The sequence below is a fragment of the Streptomyces sp. NPDC017225 genome (genome assembly GCF_044331465.1).
Lineage (GTDB): Bacteria > Actinomycetota > Actinomycetes > Streptomycetales > Streptomycetaceae > Streptomyces.
This window is the reverse complement of record NZ_JBIRNE010000015.1, coordinates 90,349-111,372: the sequence shown is the minus strand read 5'-3', so window position 1 is coordinate 111,372 and position 21,024 is coordinate 90,349. Positions and strand designations below refer to the sequence as shown.

Genomic DNA, 21,024 nt, shown 5'->3' with positions numbered 1-21,024 from the left:
CGTTGTGTGGCGCCCCCCGCTACCCGCCTATCGCGCCGGGGGTGGTGTGGGGTGTGTTTGGGCGTGGTGTTGTCTGGACCTCGGGGGGTGTTTTTCCCCCCCCCCCCCCCCCCCCCCACGACTGGGCCGAAGTGTTCTCTTCACCCCAGGAGTCATGCCTTTCCTTCATGGGCCACGCCTTCCGTCGTGCGGCTGATCCAACAAGGCGTCGAAGTCCTCGCCACGGGGGTTGACGTCACAGGGGACCCCCCTTCCGGTGTCGAAAAGCTGTACGTCATAATTGCTTGTGAATGTGAACGCGTTCACAAGCGTGTCCCGGTTGCGCCCGAGATAGGTGTGACATACACGCGCAAAACGCCGCTGACCACGGCGATGTGGCGATGTAAGGAGACTGACGACGTGGACTTGGCTCTGGCGCCGGAGACACTGGCGCGATGGCAGTTCGGCATCACGACCGTCTACCACTTCCTGTTCGTCCCGCTGACGATCTCGCTGGCCGCCCTCACGGCCGGACTGCAGACCGCCTGGGTCCGCACGGAGAAGGAGAAGTACCTCAGAGCGACCAAGTTCTGGGGCAAGCTCTTCCTGATCAACATCGCGATGGGTGTCGTCACGGGCATCGTGCAGGAGTTCCAGTTCGGCATGAACTGGTCCGACTACTCCCGCTTCGTCGGCGACGTCTTCGGCGCCCCGCTCGCCTTCGAGGCGCTGATCGCCTTCTTCTTCGAGTCCACCTTCATCGGCCTGTGGATCTTCGGCTGGGACAAGCTGCCCAAGAAGATCCACCTGGCCTGCATCTGGATGGTCTCGATCGGCACGCTGCTGTCGGCGTACTTCATCCTCGCGGCCAACTCCTGGATGCAGCACCCCGTCGGCTACCGGATCAACGAGGAGAAGGGCCGCGCCGAACTCACCGACTTCTGGGCGGTCCTGACCCAGAACACCACCCTCAACCAGGTGTTCCACAGCTTCTCGGCGGCCTTCCTGACGGGCGGCGCCTTCATGGTCGGCATCGCGGCCTTCCACCTGATGCGCAAGAAGCACATCCCGGTGATGCGGACGTCGCTCCGGCTCGGCCTGGTCACCCTGGCGGTCGGCGGCGTGCTCACCGCCGTCAGCGGCGACACCCTCGGCAAGGTCATGTACGAGCAGCAGCCGATGAAGATGGCCGCCGCCGAGGCCCTGTGGGACGGCGAGGAGCCGGCGCCCTTCTCCCTGTTCGCCTACGGGGACGTCGACGAGGGGCACAACAAGGTCGCCCTGGAGATACCCGGACTGCTGTCCTTCCTCGCCCACAGCGACTTCGACTCGTACGTGCCCGGCATCAACGACACCAACGAGGCGCTGCAGGAGAAGTTCGGCCCCGGTGACTACAAGCCCATCGTTCCCGTCGCCTACTGGGGCTTCCGCTGGATGATCGGCTTCGGGATGGCGTCCTTCTCCCTGGGCCTGCTGGGCCTGTGGCTGACGCGGAAGAAGTTCCTGCTGCCGGCCGCCATGCGCACCGGTGAGGACGAGGTGCCGCACCTGGTACTGCTGCGCAAGCCGCTCGGCACCAGACTCACCCGCTTGTACTGGCTTCTGGCCCTGTGGACGATGGCGTTCCCGCTGATCGCCAACTCCTGGGGCTGGATCTTCACCGAGATGGGCCGGCAGCCCTGGGTCGTCTACGGCGTGATGCAGACCCGCGACGCGGTCTCTCCCGGAGTCTCCCAGGCCGAGGTCATCATCTCGATGATCGTCTTCACCACGCTCTACGCCATCCTCGCCGTCATCGAGGTCAGGCTGCTCGCCAAGTACGTGAAAGCGGGCCCGCCCGAGCTCACCGAGGCCGACCTGAACCCGCCCACGAAGATCGGCGGCGACCTCCGTGACGCCGACAAGCCGATGGCCTTCTCGTACTAGGCCCGAGGGAGTTGCACAGTCATGGAACTGCACGACGTCTGGTTCGTCCTGATCGCTGTCCTGTGGACCGGCTACTTCTTCCTGGAGGGCTTCGACTTCGGGGTCGGTGTGCTCACGAAGCTGCTCGCCCGGAACCGGGCCGAGAAGCGGGTGCTGATCAACACCATCGGTCCCGTGTGGGACGGCAACGAGGTGTGGCTGCTCACGGCCGGCGGCGCGACCTTCGCGGCCTTCCCCGAGTGGTACGCGACGCTCTTCTCCGGGTTCTACCTGCCCCTGCTGGTCATCCTGGTCTGTCTGATCGTCCGGGGTGTCGCCTTCGAGTACCGGGTGAAGCGCCCCGAGGAGAACTGGCAGCGCAACTGGGAGACCGCGATCTTCTGGACCTCGCTGCTGCCGGCGTTCCTGTGGGGCGTGGCCTTCGGCAACATCGTCCACGGGGTGAAGATCGACCGGGACCTGGAGTACGTCGGCTCCGTCTGGGACCTGCTCAATCCGTACGCCCTCCTCGGCGGCCTCGTCACGCTGACGCTTTTCACCTTCCACGGGACGGTGTTCACCGCGCTCAAGACCGTCGGTGAGATCCGCGAGCGGGCCCGGGCGCTGGCGCTGCGCGTCGGCCTGCTCACGGCCGTGCTGGCCCTGGCCTTCCTGGTCTGGACCCAGGTCGACAGCGGGGACGGCAAGAGCCTGGTCGCCCTGGTGGTCGCCGTGGCGGCGCTGGTCGTGGCCCTGATGGCCAACCAGGCCGGGCGTGAGGGGTGGTCGTTCGCGCTCTCCGGCGTCACCATCGTGGCCGCCGTGGCGATGCTCTTCCTGACGCTCTTCCCGAACGTCATGCCGTCCACGCTCGACGCGGACTGGAGCCTCACCGTCACCAACGCCTCGTCCAGCCCCTACACCCTGAAGATCATGACCTGGCTGGCCGCGGTCGCCACCCCGGTCGTCGTGCTCTACCAGGGCTGGACGTACTGGGTGTTCCGCAAGCGGATCGGCACCCAGCACATCGCCGAACCAGCGCACTGAGTCCGGACGGGAGGGCCTGTTTCACGTGAAACCCATCGATCCACGGCTCATGCGGTACGCCCGAGCCACCCGGTTCTTCCTGACGGCGGTCGTCGTCCTGGGCGCGGTCGGCGCCGGGTTGCTCGTCGCGCAGGCGATGCTCATCGCCGAGGCGGTGGTGGGCGCCTTCCAGCACGGCATGACGGCAGCCGAACTGCGCACTCCTCTGCTGCTCCTGGTGGCCGTCGCCTGCGGTCGCGCACTGGTCGGCTGGCTCACCGAGCTGGCCGCGCACCGGGCGAGCGCGGCAGTCAAGTCCGAGCTGCGGGGCCGGCTGCTGGAGCGGGCCACCGCGCTCGGCCCCGGCTGGCTGAGCGGACAGCGGACCGGGTCGCTGGTCGCCCTGGCCACCCGCGGAGTCGACGCCCTCGACGACTACTTCTCGCGCTATCTGCCGCAACTGGGACTCGCGGTGGTCGTACCTGTGGCGGTGCTGGCCCGCATCGTCACCGAGGACTGGGTCTCGGCGGCCATCATCGTCGGCACCCTGCCGCTCATCCCGGTCTTCATGGTCCTGATCGGCTGGGCCACACAGTCCAGGATGGACCGCCAGTGGCGGCTGCTGTCCCGGCTGTCCGGGCACTTCCTGGACGTGGTCGCCGGGCTGCCGACGCTGAAGGTCTTCGGGCGGGCCAAGGCCCAGGCCGACTCGATCAAGCGCATCACCGGCGAATACCGGCAGGCGACCATGCGGACGCTGCGGATCGCCTTCTTGTCGTCCTTCGCACTGGAACTGCTCGCCACCCTCTCCGTGGCGCTCGTCGCCGTCACCATCGGCATGCGGCTCGTCCACGGAGACATGGCCCTGTACGACGGCTTGGTCGTACTGGTGCTGGCGCCCGAGGCCTACCTGCCGCTGCGGCAGGTGGGGGCGCAGTACCACGCGGCGGCCGAGGGGCTTGCCGCCGCCGAGGAGATCTTCGAGGTGCTGGAGCGGCCCGTCCCGGCCTCGGGGACCGGCCCGGTACCGAAGGACGGTGCCCTGTCCTTCGAGGACGTGACCGTCCGCTATCCCGGACGCGCCGCGAACGCCGTGACGGACGTGAGCCTCACCGTCGAGCTCGGTGAGACGGTCGCGCTCGTCGGCCCGAGCGGGGTGGGCAAGTCGACGCTCCTCAACTCCCTCCTCGGCTTCGTGCGGCCGGCCGGGGGGCGGATCCGCGTCGGAGGAGCCGACCTCACCTCCCTCGACCTGGCGCAGTGGCACGCCCGCGTCGCCTGGGTGCCGCAGCACCCGCACCTGTACGCCGGCACCATCGCCGAGAACGTGCGGCTGGCCCGGCCCGAGGCCGACGACACCGCCGTACGGCGGGCGCTGCTGGACGCGGGCGCGCTGGAGTTCGTGGACGCGCTGCCCGACGGGGCGCGGACGGTGCTCGGGGAGGACGGGGCCGGGCTGTCCGCCGGGCAGCGGCAGCGGCTGGCACTGGCCCGGGCGTTTCTCGCGGACCGGCCGGTGCTGCTGCTCGACGAGCCGACGGCCGCCCTGGACGGGGCGACCGAGGCGGAGATCGTGGCCGCCGTGCGAAGGCTGGCCAAGGGGCGGACGGTGCTGCTGGTGGTGCACCGGCCGGCCCTGCTGGAGGTGGCCGACCGAGTGGTACGGCTGGAGGAGCCGCCACCCACCGCCGTGTCCGGCGGTTCCCACGGGGCCTCGGCCGCCCGCTCTACCGAGGAACCTCCTGGAGCCACTCTTCCGGTTCGCTCCGACGACCTCGCTCCCTCGGTGGCGGTACGAGGCGGCATCCTCGCCAGGGTGCGCGCGATGTCCGCCGCCCGGCGCGGGCGGCTCGGCCTCGCCCTGCTGCTCGGCAGCCTGGCCCTCGGCAGTGCCGTGGGCCTGATGGCCACCTCCGGATACCTCATCTCGCGCGCCTCCGAGCAGCCGCCGGTGCTGTATCTGATGGTGGCGGTGACGGCGACGCGCGCCTTCGGTATCGGGCGGGCCGTGTTCCGCTACGCCGAGCGGCTCGTGTCGCACGACGCCGTGCTGCGGATGCTGGCCGACACCCGGGTCGCCGTGTACCGGCGACTGGAGCGGCTGGCACCCACAGGACTGCGCCGCAGCCGCCGGGGCGATCTGCTGTCCCGGCTCGTCGCGGATGTCGACGCCCTGCAGGACTACTGGCTGCGCTGGCTGCTGCCGGCCGTGTCCGCGGTGCTCGTCTCGGCCGCGTCGGTCGGCTTCACGGCCTGGCTGCTGCCGGAGGCGGGTGTCGTCCTCGCGGTCGGCCTGCTGGCGGCCGGAGCCGGGGTCCCGCTGGTCACCGGTGCCGTGGCACGGCGGGCCGAGCGCAGGCTCGCCCCGGCCCGCGGGGTGCTCGCCACCCGGGTGGCCGACCTGCTCACGGGTACCGCCGAGCTGACCGTCGCCGGCGCCCTGCCCGCGCGGGCAGCAGAGGCGCGCCGGGCCGACGGCACGCTCACCCGGATCGCCTCGCGTGCCGCCACCGCCACCGCGCTGGGCGACGGGCTCATCGCGCTGATCTCCGGCCTGACCGTAGCGGGCGCCGCCGTCGCCGGGGTCCAGGCCGTCGCCGACGGCCGGCTCGCGGGCGTGGCCGTGGCCGTCGTCGTGCTCACCCCGCTGGCCGCCTTCGAGTCCGTGCTCGGGCTGCCGCTGGCCGTGCAGTACCGGCAGCGGGTGCATAGGAGCGCCGAGCGCGTGTACGAGGTGCTGGACGCCCCCGAGCCGGTACGGGAGCCGGAGACGCCCCGGCGGGCGCCCACGTCGCCGTTCCCTGTCGTTCTCAGGGCACTGGTCGCACGCCACCCCGGACAGGACCGGGACGCCCTGGCAGGGGTCGGCCTGACGCTGGCGGAAGGCCGCCGCATCGCCGTGGTCGGATCGTCCGGCTCCGGCAAGACGACCCTGGCCCAGGTCCTGCTGCGGTTCCTCGACTCGGACGCGGGCTCCTACACCCTGGCCGGCGTGGACGCCTACGCCCTGGCGGGTGACGACGTACGGCGCTTCGTCGGGCTGTGCGCGCAGGACGCGCACATCTTCGACACCTCGGTGCGCGAGAACCTGCTCCTGGCCAGGAAGGACGCGACCGAGGGCGAGCTGCGCGGCGCGCTGGCAGGGGCCCGGCTGCTGGAGTGGGCCGACAGCCTGCCCGCTGGCCTGGACACACTGGTCGGGGAGCACGGGGCACGGCTGTCCGGCGGGCAGCGGCAGCGGCTGGCACTTGCCCGGGCGCTGCTCGCGGACTTCCCGGTTCTCGTGCTCGACGAGCCCGCGGAGCACCTCGATCTGCCGACCGCCGACGCTCTCACCGCCGATCTGCTGGCCGCCACCGAGGGCCGTACGACACTGCTGATCACACACAGGCTGGCGGGTCTGGACGCCGTGGACGAGGTGGTCGTGCTGGACGAGGGCCGCGTCGTGCAGCGGGGGACGTACGCGGAGCTGACCGCCGTGCCGGGGCCGCTGAGGGCGATGGCCGAGCGGGAGGCGGCGTCGGAACTGCTGGTGGGGGCCAAGTGACCGGCGGCTCCCGGCGGAGCTCCGCAGAGCTCCGACGAGCTCTTCGACGAACCGGCTTTCCGAGCGGAGGTGAATCCGACTTTCCATGACAACAAGGACTCATTAGGCTCGTGTCATGCCTCCAGCACCACCCCCCGGCCCCTCACACCGCCGTGAGGGAGCCTCGGCCGAGTTCCTGGCACGGGTGCCGAAACTGCTGGACGCGATGCGGTCCGTCGGCAGTGGACTGGAGCCGCACTCCACGCTGAACCGGATCTGCGAGACGGCGGCCGACCTGGCGAACGCCCGGTACGCGGCCATCGGCGTCATCGGCGAGGACGGCGAGGGCCTCGTCGACTTCGTGCACCACGGCGTCGACGAGGCGACCGTCCGACGGATCGGCCGCCTGCCCGATGGACGCACAGGCCTGCTGGGCACCCTCATCCGGGCCCCGGAGCCGGACCGGCTCGCGGCCCTGAGCGAGGATCCGCGCTCGTGCGGCTTCCCCGAGGACCACCCGCCGACGCGCGGCTTCCTCGGGGTCCCCATCCGCGTACAGGGCGAGACGTTCGGCAACCTCTACCTGACCGACAAACGTGCCGCGGAGCCGTTCGACGACCACGACCTCGCCATGGTCCGGGTCCTGGCCGCGGAGGCCGGCATCGCCATCGGCAACGCGCGGCTGCACGAGGCGGCCCGGCAGCGGGAGCGCTGGATCGACGGGTCGGTCGCCGTGACCACCGCGCTGCTGTCCGGCGGTGACATCGACGACGCCCTCCAGATCGTCGCCGAACAGGCGCGACGGCTCTCCGGAGCGTCGGCAGGCATCGTGCTGCTGCCGGCCGACGGGGGCGGCCTGGAGATCGTGGCCGTGGCAGCGGAGCACCCCGTGAACGCCCTGGGCACGGTCATCCCGCCGGAGAACGGGATCGTCGTCGAACTCCTCGCGGGGCGTCCCGTGTTCGTGGACGACGCCGCCACCGACCCGCGCCTGGAGGCGGGGCCGGTGCGCGCGTACGGACCGGTCATGCTGCTGCCCCTGTCCCGGGACGGCCGGGTCCTGGGGAGCCTCGTCATGCCCCGCGCCCCGGGGGAGCGCCCGTTCACGCGAACGGAACGCGCGCTCGGTGACCGGTTCGCCTCGCAGGCCGCGCTGGCGCTGATGATGGCCGACGCCCAGCGCGACCGGGAGCGGCTCGCGGTGTACGAGGACCGCGACCGCATCGCCCGGGACCTGCACGACCTCGTCATCCAACGGCTGTTCGCCACCGGGATGATGCTGGAGAGCGCCCAGCGCGGGTCGGCCGTGCCCGAGGTACGCGACGGCGTGGGCGGGGCCGTCGACGAACTCGACGTCACCATCCAGGAGATCCGCTCGGCGGTCTTCGCGCTGCGGCACCCGGTGGAGCCCTCCGCAGCACTGAGCACACGCGTGCTGCGTGAGATCGCCATGGCGGCCGTGCCGCTCGGCTTCACGCCCTCGCACCGGTTCGTCGGTCCGGTCGACACCGCCGTCGACGACCTGACCGGCAAGAACCTCATCGCCGCACTGCGCGAGGCCCTGTCCAACGCCTTCCGGCACGCCCGCGCGGCCCGGATCGAGGTCGTCGTCGACGCGGCGGTGATCCTGCCGGACGGCCGGCGGGGCGTGCGGCTGACCGTCGCGGACGACGGAGTCGGCATTCCCGAGAGCGGTCGGCGCAGCGGCCTGCACAACCTGGAGCGCCGTGCCGAGACCGTGGGCGGCACCAGTCGGCTCGGGCCGGGCATCGGGGCGGACGGCGGTGGCGCGACAGTGCTGTGGGAGGCACCGTACTGAACGCTGCCGGTGCCGTGTTGCCCCATGTGCAGCAGCCGCACTGAGCCGTGTGCAGCAACGGGTCCCCCACTCGTACGACCTGGACAGGGCCGTGCGTCCCCATCCGGGCCAGGATCACTGACATGCGCTCACCTCGCCGACACACGCTGCCCGTTCCGGTGTTGCTGTGCGCGCTCGCCGTGCTGGCGGCCCGCCCCACCGACGCCACGGACGAGGACGGTGGGACCGGCAGGGGTGCCGGTGCTCAGGTGGCGCGGCTCTACGAGGACGCGGCCAACGCCACCCGGCAGTACGAGGACGGTCGGCGCGAGGCCGAGGCGCAGCGGTCGAAGGCCCTGGAGTACGAGAAGCGGCTCGACCGGCAGCGGCAGAGGATCGACGCCATGCACGAGGATCTGGGCCGGTTCGCCCGTGCCCAGTACCGCGGCGGCGGTGGGCTTCCGCTCACCGCGCGGGTGATCCTCGCGGACGACCCCGAGGAGCTGATGCGTGGCCAACGGGCGGTCTCGCGCGTGGACCTGGCCGTCGACAAGGCCATCGGCAAGAGCCTGCGCGCCGAGGACCGGCTCGCCGTCGACGAGGCCAGGGCACGGGCGGCCTGGCAGGCGCTGGAGGAACGCAATGCCGGACTGGCCAGGCTGAAGAAGAGGATCGAGGGCAAGCTGGAGGCGGCGCGGTCGCGGCTGGAGGGGCAGGCGGACGTCTCGGTCGCGGCCGGCTCGTGTCCCGGAGCGGTCCGCCTCGACCAGCCGGACGTGAACCTCGGCCGGCCGTGGGTGTCCCCGGTGGAGACGTACGACCTGTCGGCGTCCTTCGGCAGCGGTGGGTCGCGGTGGGCGAACCGGCACACCGGACAGGACTTCGCGGTGCCGGTCGGGACGCCGGTGCGGTCGGTCGGAACGGGCCGGGTGGTGAAGGTGTCGTGCGGCGGCGCGTTCGGCATCCAGGTCGTGGTCCAGCACGCGGGCGGCTACTACACGCAGTACGCCCACCTCGCCGCTGTCGCCGTCGACCAGGGCGAACGGGTCCGCGCCGGCCAGTGGGTCGGGCAGTCGGGCAGCACCGGTAACTCCACCGGGCCGCACCTGCACTTCGAAGTACGGGTCACACCGGAGATGGGCTCGGCGCTGGACCCGGTGCCGTGGCTGTCGCGGCGCGGGGTGCCGCTCTGACGACTCCGGGCGCCCCGCGGGAACACTTCCTAGGGCAGGTCCGCCAGCAGCCGCTCGATCACGACCGCCACGCCGTCATCGTTGTTGGCGACCGTCCGCCCCGACGCGGCCGCGATCACGTCCGGGTGCGCGTTGCCCATCGCGTACGACCGTCCCGCCCAGGTGAGCATCTCGACGTCGTTCGGCATGTCGCCGAAGGCGACGACCTCTTCGTGCGAGATGCCGCGCTCGGCGCAGCACAGGGCGAGCGTGCTGGCCTTGGAGACCTCCGGTCCACTGATCTCCAGCAGGGCGCTGGAGCTGGAGCGCGTGACGTTGGCCCGGTCGCCGATGGCGAGGCGGGCCAGCGTGAGGAAGCCGTCGGGGTCCAGCTCGGGATGGAAAGCGAGGATCTTCAGGACCGGCTCGGCGGCGGCACGACCACCCGGCGCCAGAATCTCCTCCGCGGGCGCGAGGTCTTCGGGGACCTCCATGTGCAACTTCGGGTACGCCGGCTCCTGGTGGAAGCCGTACGTCTGCTCGACCGCGTACACCGTGCCGGGCGCCGCCTCGCGCAGCAGCCGTACGGCGTCCAGCGCGTTCTCCCGGGCCAGCTCCCGGACCTTCACGAACCGGTGTGCTCCGGGACCGCCGTGCAGATCGACCACGGCGGCGCCGTTGCCGCAGATGGCGAGGCCGTGACCGTGGACGTGGGCACTGACGACGTCCATCCAGCGGGCGGGACGGCCGGTGACGAAGAAGACCTCGATGCCCGCCTTCTCGGCGGCGGCCAGCGCGGCGACCGTACGCGGGGAGACCGACTTGTCGTCGCGCAGCAGTGTGCCGTCGAGGTCGGTGGCGATGAGCCGCGGGCGGGTGGTCGCGGCCGGGGGCTCGGGCTGGCGGGTCGCTGAGGTCACCCGGTCATTGTCACGCATATGCCCGCACGAGTGTGCGTCAGTCCGCACATCTGTGAGCTACGGCTCTCAACCGCTACGGCCCTCAACCCATCAGCTGCGCCGGCGCCTCCATGGCGATCCGCTCGAAGATCTTCTCGTCCGCCGTGAAGTCCGACTCTGGGATCGGCCAGTGGACGACGAGCTCGGTGAAGCCCAGATCACGGTGCCGTCCGGCGAAGTCCACGAACGCGTCCACGGACTCCAGTGGCCTGCTGCGGTCCGGTGTGAAGCCGGTGAGCAGGACCTTGTCGAGCTCACTCACGTCCCGGCCGATCGCGGCGCAGGCGTCGGCCAGCTTGTCGCTCTGCTGCCGCAGCGCCCGGTCCGACTGCTCGGGAGTGCCGTTCTCGTACAGCTTCGGGTCGCCGGTGGTCACCCATGCCTGCCCGTAGCGCGCGGCGAGCCGCAGCCCGCGCGGACCGGTCGCGGCCACGGCGAAGGGCAGCCGGGGCCGCTGCACACAGCCCGGGATGTTGCGTGCCTCGTGCGCCGAGTAGAAGTCGCCGTCGTACGACACGGCGTCCTCGGTCAACAGCCGGTCGAGCAGCGGTAGGAACTCGGCGAGCCGGTCGGCCCGCTCACGCGGCGTCCACGGCTCCTGGCCGAGTGCGGTGGCGTCGAAGCCGGTGCCGCCCGCTCCTATGCCGAGCGTGACCCGGCCACCGGAGATGTCGTCGAGAGAGATCAGTTCCTTGGCGAGCGTCACCGGGTGCCGGAAGTTCGGCGAGGTCACCAGCGTGCCCAGACGCAGCCGCTCGGTGACGGCCGCGGCAGCGGTGAGCGTCGGCACGGCGCCGAACCACGGGCCGTCCCGGAAGCTTCTCCAGGACAGGTGGTCGTAGGTGTACGCGGTGTGAAAACCGAGCTGCTCGGCACGCATCCAGGTCGAACGGCCGCCTTCGTGCCAGCGGCGGTACGGAAGGATCACGGTGCTCAGACGCAGACTCATGCCTTCGAGCCTATGTGGCCGACGTCGGTTTCACGTGAAACGGCCACCGGCGTCACCGTACGCGACTGCTCAGCCACGGGGTGAGGAGGAGCATCGGCACCAGTTCCCGGTACGTGCGGTCCCCCGGTAGCGGAACGGTCAAACGACGTCCCTTGACGTAGGAGAGACCGCCGAGGACGGAGCGCAGGAAGGCGGGGACGTCGTCGCGTGGGGTGTCGGGAAACTCCACGTCCTCGACAGTGATCAGAGCGTCGCCCTCGGGGAAGAGCCGGACGCTCACCCGGGGCACTCCGCCGAACTCCACGAACGCCTCGTGGGGCAGGGAGCCGTCGGCGTCGGTGGTCACGCCCACGCCCGCGGCGCTGCGGCGGGAGGTCTGGTCGGCGCCGATGTCGTCCGTGACCTCGATCTCCAGCGCGTACTCCGCGGCGATGGCGCGGAGAGCGGTGATGGCGGCCTGGGTGGTGGGCAGCTGCTCCATGCCACCGATCATGCGGGTTCAGTGCCGAGCGGGGAAGCGTAAATACCTCGGTGGCAGGTCCTTCGTCGGCCAGACCTCGTTCGCGCTGATGTGGAAGCCATGTCCGTCGCGGTGCATGGCGGTGACGTCCACCGACAGCACGACCGGTCGGTCGCGTCGGGGGCACCGACCCGGTTCGCGGTCTCGCGACCCGTCGAGAGGCGCACGTCGTGCCGGTTCATCGGCCTCAGCCGGGTGTCGGCCACGTGGCCGAGGGCCAGCGTGCCGAGAGCGACACACATCACGCGATCGATTCCGCCGTCCAGGTTTGATCCACAGTCAGACGGGGTTATCCACAGGCTGGTTGGGTGCAACTGTGGAAATCACAGAGGCGGTTTCACGCGTGCGAGTCGCCTCAACGCTCTCGGTGCGAAGCGGGAGAAGAGATGGGCGCCGCGCGCCTCCGGGACCACGGCCCTGTTGTGCACGACCGCCTCGAGCACGGCGTCGGCAACCCTTTCCGGCGGGTAGTTGCGCAGCCCGTACAGCCGCGCCGCGCGCCGCTGCCGTCGCTTCTCCTCGTCGGCGTCGACGCCCCCGAAACGCGCTGTGGAGGTGATGTCCGTGTTGACGAGGCCGGGGCAGACAGCCGTGACACCGATGCCCTGACCGGCCAGCTCCGCGCGCAGGCACTCGGTCAGCATCAGCACGGCCGCCTTGGAGGTGCTGTAGGCGGGCAGTGCCCTGGACGGCTGGCAGGCCGCCGCAGACGCGATGTTGACGATGTGGCCGCCCTGCCCGCGCTCGGCCATCCGCCTGCCGAACAGGCGACAGCCGTGGATCACACCCCACAGGTTGACGTCGAGGACCTCTTTCCAGTCCTCCGGTGTGGTGTCGAAGAAAGAGCCCGACATGCCGATTTCTGCGTTGTTCACGAGGATGTCCACCACGCCGTGTTCGGCGGCGACCTTGGCCGCGAGCTTCTCCATGGCCCGCTCGTCGGAGACGTCGACGGTCTCCGCCCAGGCCGCCGGCGCACCGGCCAGCCGGGACAGCTCCGCGGTGCGGTCGGCGGACTCGGCGTCCCGGTCGACGGCCACCACACGAGCGCCGGCCTCGGCGAAGGCGAACGCCGTCGCCCGCCCGATACCGTGGCCCGCCCCGGTCACCAGTACCAGCTGCCCGCCGAAGCGGTCGGCGTGCTCCCCGCTCGCCGCGGTCCCGGGCCGGCCGCTGTCGACGGCGGTGACGAAATCCGTGATCCAGTCCGCCAGCCGGTCCGGCCGGGTGCGCGGCACCCAGTGTTTGGCCGGCAGCGTGCGGCGGGTCAGTCGCGGCACCCACAGTTCCAGTTCGTCGTGGAGCCGTTCCGACAGGAACGCGTCGCCGAGGGGCGTGATGAGCTGCACCGGCGCGTGCGCGTGGGCGTCGTCGCGAGGGTGGCGCAGCCGGGGCCGGACGTTGTCCCGGTACAGCCATGCCCCGTGCGCCGCGTCCGACGGCAGGGACGGCGTCGGGTAGTCGCCGCCGGGCATCTTCTCGGCCCTTCGCAGGATGCCCGGCCAGTGCTTGCCGAGGGGGCCGCGCCAGGCCAGTTCGGGCAGTACGGGGGTGTGCAGCAGATAGACGTACCAGGACCTCGCGCCCTGGCCGAGGAGCTGGCCGACCCGACGCGGGGTGGGGCGCCTCAGACGTCTGTTGATCCAGTGCCCGAAGTGATCGAGGGACGGTCCGGACATCGAGGTGAAGGAGGCGATACGCCCCTCGGTGCGCCTCACCGTGACGAACTCCCACGACTGGACCGAGCCCCAGTCGTGCCCCACCAGGTGCACGGGCCGGCCGGGGCTGACGGCGTCCGCCACGGCGAGGAAGTCGTCCGTGAGCTTCTCCAGCGTGAACCCTCCGCGCAGCGGGCTCGGCGCGGTGGACCGGCCGTGGCCCCGGACGTCGTAGAGGACCACGTGGAAACGGCCGGCGAGGCGGGCGGCCACCTCGGACCAGACCTCCTTGCTGTCCGGATAGCCGTGCACCAGGACGACCGTGGGACGGCGCGGGTCACCCAGTTCGGCCACGCACAGTTCGACCCCGCCCGTGCGCACCCGGCGCTCCCTGGCCCCGTCCAGCACCGTCATCTCTCCTCCGTCCAGCGCCGCGTGCGCGGCAGATCGTCGTCCACCCGGAAGGCGCTCTCGCACCGGACGGGCGGGACGGGGTAGGTGGCACGACAGCGGCAGTGGCAGCGGAACTCAGCGGTCCGTGCCGACCGTGCTGCTCGCTCGTCATGTGGCGACGCCGAATCTCCCAGCTGTTAGACCTAGCGTCAATAGGTCCGCGCGGCCCGGAAAGCCGCTCCGGTGGCTCTCAGGTACGGCATCCCCTACGGGCCCGTACTACTCGAGGCTGATGCCAAGACGGCTCTCCGGTCTGACGACCCGAGTGGCGGGCGTCACTACTGTCATGGATGTGACTGTGATCGCGACCGAAAGCCTGAGCAAGCGGTTCCCCCGGGTGACCGCGCTCGACCGGCTCTCCGTGGACATCGGACCCGGTGTGACCGGACTCGTCGGTGCCAACGGCGCCGGCAAGTCCACCCTGATCAAGATCCTGCTGGGTCTGTCCCCCGCCACCGAGGGCCGGGCCGAAGTGCTCGGACTCGATGTCGCCACCAAGGGCGCCGACATCCGCGAGCGGGTCGGCTACATGCCGGAACACGACTGCCTGCCGCCGGACGTCTCGGCCACCGAGTTCGTCGTCCACATGGCGCGCATGTCCGGCCTGCCGCCCACCGCCGCCCGCGAACGCACGGCCGACACCCTGCGCCACGTCGGCCTCTACGAGGAGCGGTACCGGCCCATCGGCGGCTACTCGACCGGCATGAAGCAGCGCGTGAAGCTCGCGCAGGCACTCGTCCACGACCCCCAGCTGGTCTTCCTCGACGAGCCCACCAACGGCCTCGACCCGGTCGGCCGCGACGAGATGCTCGGTCTCATCCGCCGCATCCACACCGACTTCGGCATCTCCGTCCTGGTCACGTCGCACCTGCTGGGCGAACTGGAACGCACCTGCGACCACGTCGTCGTCGTCGACGGTGGCAAGCTGTTGCGCTCCAGCTCGACCACGGACTTCACCCAGAACACGACGACCCTCGCGATCGAGGTCACCGACACCGACGAGCACCCCGACGGCACCCGCGCGGTGCGCGACGCTCTCGACGCGCGCGGGGTGACCGTCCAGGACGGCAGCGGCCTGCCCGGCGCCGGCCACGTCCTGCTGCTCACCTCGGCGGGCGAGGAGACCTACGACCTGGTCCGGGACGTCATCGCCGGCCTCGGCCTCGGCCTGGTGCGCATGGAACAGCGCCGGCACCACATCTCGGAGGTCTTCACGGACAGCGACGCAGAACGGAAGGAGGCGGTCGGCCATGGCAACTGAGCAGCCCGTAGCCCGCGCGGCGGGTGACCAGACCCGCATCCACAACATCGGCTACCGCAGTTACGACGGCCCCCGCCTCGGCCGCGCCTACGCCCGCCGCTCGCTGTACTCGCAGTCCCTGCGCGGCGCCTACGGCCTCGGCCGCTCGGCCAAGTCCAAGGTGCTGCCGATGCTGCTGTTCGTGGTGATGTGCCTGCCCGCGGCCATCATGGTCGCCGTCGCCGTCGCGACCAAGGCGAACGACCTGCCTGTCGACTACACGCGCTACGCGATCGTCATGCAGGCCGTCATCAGCCTCTACGTCGCCTCACAGGCCCCCCAGTCCGTCTCGCGCGACCTGCGCTTCAAGACCGTGCCGCTGTACTTCTCACGGCCGATCGAGACCTCCGACTACGTCCGCGCCAAGTACGCGTCGCTGGCCTCGGCCCTGTTCATCCTCACCGCCGCACCGCTGCTGGTGCTCTACGTGGGCGCGCTGCTCGCCAAACTCGACTTCGCGGACCAGACCAAGGGGTTCGCACAGGGACTCGTCTCCGTGGCACTGCTCTCTCTGCTCTTCGCCGGCCTCGGCCTGGTCGTCGCGTCGGTCACCCCGCGCCGTGGCTTCGGCATCGCGGCCGTCATCGCCGTCCTGACCATCACCTACGGCGCGGTGTCCACGCTCCAGGCCATCGCGGACGTCCAGGGCAGTTCCGGGGCCGTCGCCTGGATCGGCCTGTTCTCACCGATCACCCTCATCGACGGCGTGCAGTCGGCCTTCCTGGGCGCCACCTCGGCCTTCCCCGGCGGGGTCGGCCCGAGCAACGGCGAGGGTGCGGTCTACGTCCTCGTCACCCTGGGCCTGATCGCCGGCGCCTACGGCCTGCTGATGCGCCGCTACACGAAGGTGGGACTGTGACCACGCTGAACATCGACCACGTCTCCCGCTGGTTCGGCAACGTGGTCGCCGTCAATGACATCACCATGACGATCGGCCCCGGCGTCACCGGCCTCCTCGGCCCCAACGGCGCGGGGAAGTCCACCCTCATCAACATGATGGGCGGCTTCCTCGCCCCCTCCACCGGCAGCGTCACCCTCGACGGCCAGCCGGTCTGGCGCAACGAGACCATCTACAAGCACATCGGCATCGTCCCCGAGCGGGAGGCGATGTACGACTTCCTCACCGGCCGGGAGTTCGTCCTCGCCAACGCCGAACTGCACGGCCTCGGGGCCAAGGCGGCCCACGAAGCGCTCGCCACCGTGCAGATGGAGTACGCGCAGGACCGGAAGATCGCCACGTACTCCAAGGGCATGCGGCAGCGTGTGAAGATGGCCTCCGCCCTCGTCCACCAGCCGTCCCTGCTCCTGCTCGACGAGCCGTTCAACGGCATGGATCCGCGCCAGCGCATGCAGCTGATGGACCTGCTGCGGCGTATGGGCGACGAGGGCCGCACAGTGCTGTTCTCCTCACACATCCTCGAAGAGGTCGAACAGCTCGCCTGGCACATCGAGGTCATCGTCGCCGGACGCCATGCGGCCAGCGGCGACTTCCGAAAGATCCGCCGCCTGATGACCGACCGGCCGCACCGCTACCTGGTGCGCTCCAGCGACGACCGGGCCCTCGCGGCAGCGCTGATCGCCGATCCGTCGACCTCCGGCATCGAGGTCGACCTCGCCGAGGGCGCACTGCGCATCCAGGCCGTCGACTTCGGCCGGTTCACGGCCCTGCTGCCGAAGGTCGCCCGCGACCACGGCATCCGGCTGCTCACGGTCTCGCCGTCCGACGAGTCCCTCGAGTCCGTCTTCTCGTATCTCGTCGCGGCGTAGGAGGCCGAAGAATGTACGACCCCACAGTCGCCAGGCTCACCTACCGAGCCCTGCTCGGCCGCCGCCGGGCCCTCATCCTGGGCGCGCTGCCCCTGCTGCTGCTCGTCATCGCCGTGGCGGTGCGCGCGCTCGCCGGAGCCGACGACCAGACCGCGGCGGACGTGCTGGGCGGATTCGCCCTCGCCACCATGGTGCCGATCATCGGCGTCATCGCCGGTACCGGAGCCATCGGCCCCGAGATCGACGACGGCTCCGTGGTGTACCTGCTGTCCAAGCCGATCAAACGGCCGACGATCATCTTCACCAAGCTGATCGTCGCCGTCGCCGTGACGATGGTCTTCTCCGCCGTACCCACGCTGCTCGCCGGCCTGATCCTCAACGGCAACGGCCAGCAGGTCGCCGTCGCCTACACGATCGCCGCGCTCGTCGCCTCCATCGCCTACGCCGCGCTGTTCCTGCTGCTGGGCACGGTGTCCCGGCACGCGGTGGTCTTCGGGCTGGTCTACGCCCTCGTCTGGGAGGCGCTGTTCGGTTCGCTGGTGCCCGGCGCCCGCACCCTGAGCGTCCAGCAGTGGTCGCTGGCGGTGGCCCAGAAGGTCGCCGACGGAAACCTGGTGACCTCCGACGTCGGCCTGACGACCGCGACGGTGCTGCTCGCCGGGGTGACCGTGCTCGCGACCTGGTTCGCCGGCCAGAAGCTGCGGTCGCTCACGCTCGCCGGGGAGGAGTGACCGAAGGCCCCGATCCTGACGGGGCCGCCGCCCCGGCCCAGGCACAGGGGGCCGGCCGGGGCCGGCCTGGGAGCACACGGGGGAAACGGCGGGGCGCACGACTGGGAGGAACCGGAATGGCGGGCCATACACCTCAGCGGGACGGCCGCGAGCAACCGGACGACAGAGCCGGGGACGCCACCAGAGACGGCTTGGAGGACGAGACCGTTCCCGAGGCCGTTCCCGAAACCGTCCCCGAGGCCGCTGCCGGGGCCGCCGCCGACACCGGGGACGGCCTCCTCCTGGACGAGGAGTTCATACGCGGCGCCGGGGCCTCCGAGCCTTCGGCCCGCGCCCGGATGCTCGCCGCCCGCTGGCACGACGAGAAGCCGGAGCCGCAGCCGTGGCGCTCCGACGAGCCGCCTGCGGGCTGGTTCTTCGGCAAGGGCCGGCGTCGCGGGTGGCGCCGCCGCTGACGCGGCGTACGTCCGCTTTTAATCAGTGGCGCCCGGCTTTCCGTACCGGCACTGTGGTGATGCACGAGGCCGGACGGGGCCGACGAATCGGACGGCCGCTTCGAGCACGTGAGGACGCCTCGCGTGGGCCGACCGACGGGGACGTCGGCACCGTCCGGACCGTGCGGTCGGCTGTGCTCCCCGCCTCCTGGAGCGGTGGCCTCAGAGGTCCGGCGCCCGAGATGTCGGCGTCCCCGGGCGCGAGCTCAGGACGCCAGGCGCTCCAGCACCACCGCGATGCCGTCCTCGTCGTTCGAGGACGTCACCTCGTCGGCCACCGCCTTCAACTCCTCGTGAGCGTTGGCCATGGCCACGCCCCGTGCCGCCCAGCCGAACATCGGGACATCGTTGGGCATGTCACCGAACGCGATCGTGTCCGCGGCCTTCAGACCGAGCCGACGCGCCGCCAGGGACAGGCCGGTGGCCTTGGACAGGCCGAGGGGGAGCAGCTCGACGATGCCCGCGCCGGCCATGGTCACCGTGACGAAGCCGCCCGCGGTGCGCCGGGCAGCCTCGGCCAGCTCGTCGTCCGACAGGGTCGGATGCTGGATGTAGATCTTGTTCAGCGGCGCCGACCACAGGTCGGAGGCGTCGGTGAACGGCACGGCCGGAAGGTTGCCCCCGACCGCGTAACCCGGCCCCACCAGCACGTCGCCGTCCAGGCCGTCGCGGCTCGCCGCCAGGTACAGCGGGCCGGTCTCCGCCTCGATCTTGGCCAGCGCCACCCCGGCCAGCTGACGGTCCAGAGTGACCGAGGTCAGCAGCCGGTGCTCCCCGGCGTGGTAGACCTGCGCTCCCTGACCGCAGACGGCCAGCCCGTCGTAGCCGAGGTCGTCGAGGATGTGCCGGGTCCACGGGACCGCGCGGCCGGTGACCACGATGTGTGCCGCGCCCGCCGTGGTGGCCGCGGCGAGCGCCTCACGGGTGCGCCGCGAGATCGAGTCGTCACTGCTCAGCAGCGTGCCGTCGAGATCGGTCGCGATCAGCCGGTAGGGGAAGCTCCCGGCGGAACCGGCGTCGGGCCCCGTGGCGGAGAGGGTGTCAGTCACTTGGCCACCGGTTCCAGGACCTCCCGGCCGCCCAGGTACGGACGGAGCACCTCTGGCACGCGTACCGAACCGTCGGCCTGCTGGTGGTTCTCCAGGAGCGCCACGATCGTGCGCGGCACGGCGCACAGCGTGCCGTTGAGCGTGGCCAGCGGGCGCACCTTCTTGTCCTCACGGACCCGGATCGACAGCCGGCGCGACTGGTACTCGGTGCAGTCAGAGGTCGAGGTCAGCTCGCGGTACTTGCCCTGGGTCGGGATCCACGCCTCGCAGTCGTACTTGCGCGCGGCCGAGGAACCCAGGTCGGCCGAGGCGACGTCGATGACCCGGAACGGCAGCCCGAGCGACGTCAGCCACTGCTTCTCCCACTCCAGCAGGCGCTGGTGCTCGGCCTGCGAGTCCTCGGGGAGGACGTACGAGAACATCTCGACCTTGTCGAACTGGTGTACGCGGAAGATGCCCTTGGTGTCCTTGCCGTGCGAGCCGGCCTCGCGGCGGAAGCAGGGCGAGAAGCCGGCGTAGCGCAGCGGCAGACGGTCGGCGTCCAGAATCTCGTCCATGTGGTACGCGGCGAGCGCCACCTCGGACGTGCCGACCAGGTACAGGTCATCCTTGTCGAGGTGGTACACGTCCTGGGCGGCCTGCCCGAGGAAGCCGGTGCCGGCCATCGACTGCGGGCGTACCAGGGCCGGGGTCAGCATCGGCGTGAAGCCGGCCGCCGTGGCCTGGGCGATCGCCGCGTTGACCAGGGCGAGCTCCAGGAGCGCGCCGACGCCGGTCAGGAAGTAGAAGCGCGAACCGGAGACCTTGGCGCCGCGCTCGACGTCGATGGCGCCGAGCAGCTGGCCGAGCTCCAGGTGGTCCTTGGGCTCGAAGCCCTCGGCGGCGAAGTCGCGATGCGTGCCGTGCGTCTCCAGCGTGACGAAGTCCTCCTCGCCGCCGACGGGTACGTCGGGGTGGACGAGGTTGCCGAGCCGCTGGAGCAGCTCCTGGGTCTCGGCGTCGGCCGCGTCGCGCTCGGCGTCGGCCGTCTTGACGTCGGCGGCGAGCCGGCTCGCCCGCGTCAGCAGCTCGGCCTTCTCGTCTCCGGTGGCCTTGCCGATGAGCTTGCCGAGGCCCTTCTGCTCGGCGCGCAGCTCGTCGAAGCGGACGCCGGACGACCTGCGCCGCTCGTCGGCGGAGAGGAGGGAGTCGACGAGCGCGACATCCTCTCCACGGGCGCGCTGCGACGCGCGCACACGGTCGGGGTCCTCACGGAGCAGGCGAAGGTCAATCACGCGGTCAAGGCTACCGGTGCGCGGTGACGGGTCTCGACTCACTATTGCCGATCGAGGGTTTCGGTTTCCGTTATGCGGAAATTGAGCCTTTTGTGACCCTCGTGTGCTCCACGTTCTCCCTGTCGGTCAAGAGCGTTCCCCTCCCCGGAACGGGCCAACGGTCCGGACGGCGGGTCGACGGCGGGTCGCCGGGGGTTGACCGAATCTCCTTGTGAAGAGGCGGACTTGAGTAGCCGGACGCGTTCGACTGTCCACAGGAGCGCTCGATCCGGAAAAGTTATCCACAGGCTGTGTGCAAGATCTGTGGACTCGCGAAATCGACCCGTTCCCAACTCCCGAGTGGTCTGTTCAAACCCTCTGCGGCCCCACTTTCGAGTGGAAACCGGGCGCTCGGCGTCACTCCGGAGTATGGAGAGCGGGAAACGGGTGGACGCAGGGTTGCCTGAAGGCCTGTGTACGGAGTG

Annotated in this window: 16 protein-coding genes and 1 pseudogene; 10 read left to right on the top strand and 7 right to left on the bottom strand. The window is 70.8% G+C overall.

Annotated elements, in window-relative coordinates; translation table 11 throughout:
• Positions 1 to 399 precede the first annotated feature (399 nt).
• The 5 genes from ACH4NX_RS28365 (at position 400) to ACH4NX_RS28345 (ending at position 9,427) form a co-directional block, all read left to right on the top strand.
• The gene (locus tag ACH4NX_RS28365) at positions 400 to 1,905 is read left to right on the top strand and encodes a cytochrome ubiquinol oxidase subunit I (RefSeq protein ID WP_398129078.1); all 1,506 of its coding nucleotides are present in this window, start codon (positions 400 to 402) and stop codon (positions 1,903 to 1,905) included.
• Between the two features lie 21 nt (positions 1,906 to 1,926).
• Complete coding sequence (gene cydB, locus ACH4NX_RS28360) at positions 1,927 to 2,931, top strand: cytochrome d ubiquinol oxidase subunit II (RefSeq protein ID WP_398129079.1); 1,005 nt, start codon at positions 1,927 to 1,929, stop codon at positions 2,929 to 2,931.
• A gap of 25 nt (positions 2,932 to 2,956) precedes the next feature.
• Positions 2,957 to 6,457: a thiol reductant ABC exporter subunit CydD gene (gene cydD / locus ACH4NX_RS28355; protein WP_398129080.1), complete on the top strand. Its 3,501-nt coding sequence runs from the start codon at positions 2,957 to 2,959 to the stop codon at positions 6,455 to 6,457.
• A gap of 115 nt (positions 6,458 to 6,572) precedes the next feature.
• Positions 6,573 to 8,255 carry a GAF domain-containing protein gene (locus ACH4NX_RS28350; RefSeq protein WP_398129081.1) on the top strand — a complete coding sequence of 561 codons (1,683 nt, stop codon included), beginning with the start codon at positions 6,573 to 6,575 and terminating at the stop codon, positions 8,253 to 8,255.
• Positions 8,256 to 8,377: 122 nt separating this feature from the next.
• Positions 8,378 to 9,427: a M23 family metallopeptidase gene (locus ACH4NX_RS28345; protein WP_351400491.1), complete on the top strand. Its 1,050-nt coding sequence runs from the start codon at positions 8,378 to 8,380 to the stop codon at positions 9,425 to 9,427.
• Positions 9,428 to 9,456: 29 nt separating this feature from the next.
• Here ACH4NX_RS28345 and ACH4NX_RS28340 read toward each other — a convergent pair whose 3' ends face one another.
• The 5 genes and pseudogenes from ACH4NX_RS28340 to ACH4NX_RS28320 all read right to left on the bottom strand — a co-directional run bounded on the left by ACH4NX_RS28340 (position 9,457) and on the right by ACH4NX_RS28320 (position 13,906).
• Entirely contained in the window at positions 9,457 to 10,344 is an 888-nt protein-coding gene (locus tag ACH4NX_RS28340; protein WP_351400490.1) for an HAD family hydrolase, read from the bottom strand.
• 64 nt (positions 10,345 to 10,408) lie between these two features.
• Positions 10,409 to 11,314 (bottom strand): LLM class flavin-dependent oxidoreductase, encoded by a 906-nt coding sequence (locus tag ACH4NX_RS28335; RefSeq protein WP_398129082.1) that lies wholly within the window; start codon positions 11,312 to 11,314, stop codon positions 10,409 to 10,411.
• 52 nt (positions 11,315 to 11,366) lie between these two features.
• Positions 11,367 to 11,807 carry a hypothetical protein gene (locus tag ACH4NX_RS28330; RefSeq protein ID WP_351400488.1) on the bottom strand — a complete coding sequence of 147 codons (441 nt, stop codon included), beginning with the start codon at positions 11,805 to 11,807 and terminating at the stop codon, positions 11,367 to 11,369.
• A gap of 6 nt (positions 11,808 to 11,813) precedes the next feature.
• Positions 11,814 to 12,025 (bottom strand): annotated as a pseudogene (locus tag ACH4NX_RS28325) (RNA 2'-phosphotransferase); the annotation flags it as partial.
• 132 nt (positions 12,026 to 12,157) lie between these two features.
• On the bottom strand, positions 12,158 to 13,906 hold the full coding sequence (locus tag ACH4NX_RS28320) for an SDR family oxidoreductase (RefSeq protein WP_398129083.1): 1,749 nt from the start codon (positions 13,904 to 13,906) through the stop codon (positions 12,158 to 12,160).
• Between the two features lie 325 nt (positions 13,907 to 14,231).
• On the opposite strand from ACH4NX_RS28320, the gene ACH4NX_RS28315 reads away from it, so the two are divergent.
• The 5 genes from ACH4NX_RS28315 (at position 14,232) to ACH4NX_RS28295 (ending at position 18,198) form a co-directional block, all read left to right on the top strand.
• A complete protein-coding gene (locus ACH4NX_RS28315) occupies positions 14,232 to 15,206 on the top strand; it encodes an ABC transporter ATP-binding protein (RefSeq protein ID WP_351400486.1) in 975 nt (324 codons plus the stop codon).
• Positions 15,196 to 16,104 (top strand): ABC transporter permease, encoded by a 909-nt coding sequence (locus ACH4NX_RS28310; RefSeq protein ID WP_351400485.1) that lies wholly within the window; start codon positions 15,196 to 15,198, stop codon positions 16,102 to 16,104. Before ACH4NX_RS28315 ends, ACH4NX_RS28310 begins: the two co-directional genes overlap by 11 nt.
• Complete coding sequence (locus ACH4NX_RS28305) at positions 16,101 to 17,012, top strand: ABC transporter ATP-binding protein (RefSeq protein ID WP_351400484.1); 912 nt, start codon at positions 16,101 to 16,103, stop codon at positions 17,010 to 17,012. The genes ACH4NX_RS28310 and ACH4NX_RS28305 overlap by 4 nt, the downstream gene beginning before the upstream one ends.
• An 11-nt stretch (positions 17,013 to 17,023) precedes the next feature.
• Complete coding sequence (locus tag ACH4NX_RS28300) at positions 17,024 to 17,743, top strand: ABC transporter permease (RefSeq protein WP_279565196.1); 720 nt, start codon at positions 17,024 to 17,026, stop codon at positions 17,741 to 17,743.
• A gap of 191 nt (positions 17,744 to 17,934) precedes the next feature.
• Positions 17,935 to 18,198: a hypothetical protein gene (locus tag ACH4NX_RS28295; RefSeq protein ID WP_398129132.1), complete on the top strand. Its 264-nt coding sequence runs from the start codon at positions 17,935 to 17,937 to the stop codon at positions 18,196 to 18,198.
• A gap of 245 nt (positions 18,199 to 18,443) precedes the next feature.
• Here ACH4NX_RS28295 and ACH4NX_RS28290 read toward each other — a convergent pair whose 3' ends face one another.
• Both ACH4NX_RS28290 and serS read right to left on the bottom strand, forming a co-directional pair.
• Positions 18,444 to 19,286 (bottom strand): HAD family hydrolase, encoded by an 843-nt coding sequence (locus ACH4NX_RS28290; protein ID WP_351400483.1) that lies wholly within the window; start codon positions 19,284 to 19,286, stop codon positions 18,444 to 18,446.
• Positions 19,283 to 20,560, bottom strand: a complete 1,278-nt coding sequence (gene serS, locus ACH4NX_RS28285; RefSeq protein WP_351400482.1) for a serine--tRNA ligase — start codon at positions 20,558 to 20,560, stop codon at positions 19,283 to 19,285. The genes ACH4NX_RS28290 and serS overlap by 4 nt, the downstream gene beginning before the upstream one ends.
• Positions 20,561 to 21,024: the final 464 nt, after the last annotated feature.

What these genes read in the sequence shown, in the direction of transcription:
- ACH4NX_RS28315 (WP_351400486.1), top strand. Translation starts at nt 14,232, where the DNA reads ATGGATGTGACTGTGATCGCGACCGAAAGCCTGAGCAAGCGGTTCCCC.
- ACH4NX_RS28320 (WP_398129083.1), bottom strand. Translation starts at nt 13,906, where the DNA reads ATGACGGTGCTGGACGGGGCCAGGGAGCGCCGGGTGCGCACGGGCGGG.
- cydB (WP_398129079.1), top strand. Translation starts at nt 1,927, where the DNA reads ATGGAACTGCACGACGTCTGGTTCGTCCTGATCGCTGTCCTGTGGACC.
- ACH4NX_RS28340 (WP_351400490.1), bottom strand. Translation starts at nt 10,344, where the DNA reads ATGCGTGACAATGACCGGGTGACCTCAGCGACCCGCCAGCCCGAGCCC.
- ACH4NX_RS28300 (WP_279565196.1), top strand. Translation starts at nt 17,024, where the DNA reads ATGTACGACCCCACAGTCGCCAGGCTCACCTACCGAGCCCTGCTCGGC.
- ACH4NX_RS28330 (WP_351400488.1), bottom strand. Translation starts at nt 11,807, where the DNA reads ATGATCGGTGGCATGGAGCAGCTGCCCACCACCCAGGCCGCCATCACC.
- ACH4NX_RS28335 (WP_398129082.1), bottom strand. Translation starts at nt 11,314, where the DNA reads ATGAGTCTGCGTCTGAGCACCGTGATCCTTCCGTACCGCCGCTGGCAC.
- ACH4NX_RS28350 (WP_398129081.1), top strand. Translation starts at nt 6,573, where the DNA reads ATGCCTCCAGCACCACCCCCCGGCCCCTCACACCGCCGTGAGGGAGCC.
- ACH4NX_RS28310 (WP_351400485.1), top strand. Translation starts at nt 15,196, where the DNA reads ATGGCAACTGAGCAGCCCGTAGCCCGCGCGGCGGGTGACCAGACCCGC.
- ACH4NX_RS28345 (WP_351400491.1), top strand. Translation starts at nt 8,378, where the DNA reads ATGCGCTCACCTCGCCGACACACGCTGCCCGTTCCGGTGTTGCTGTGC.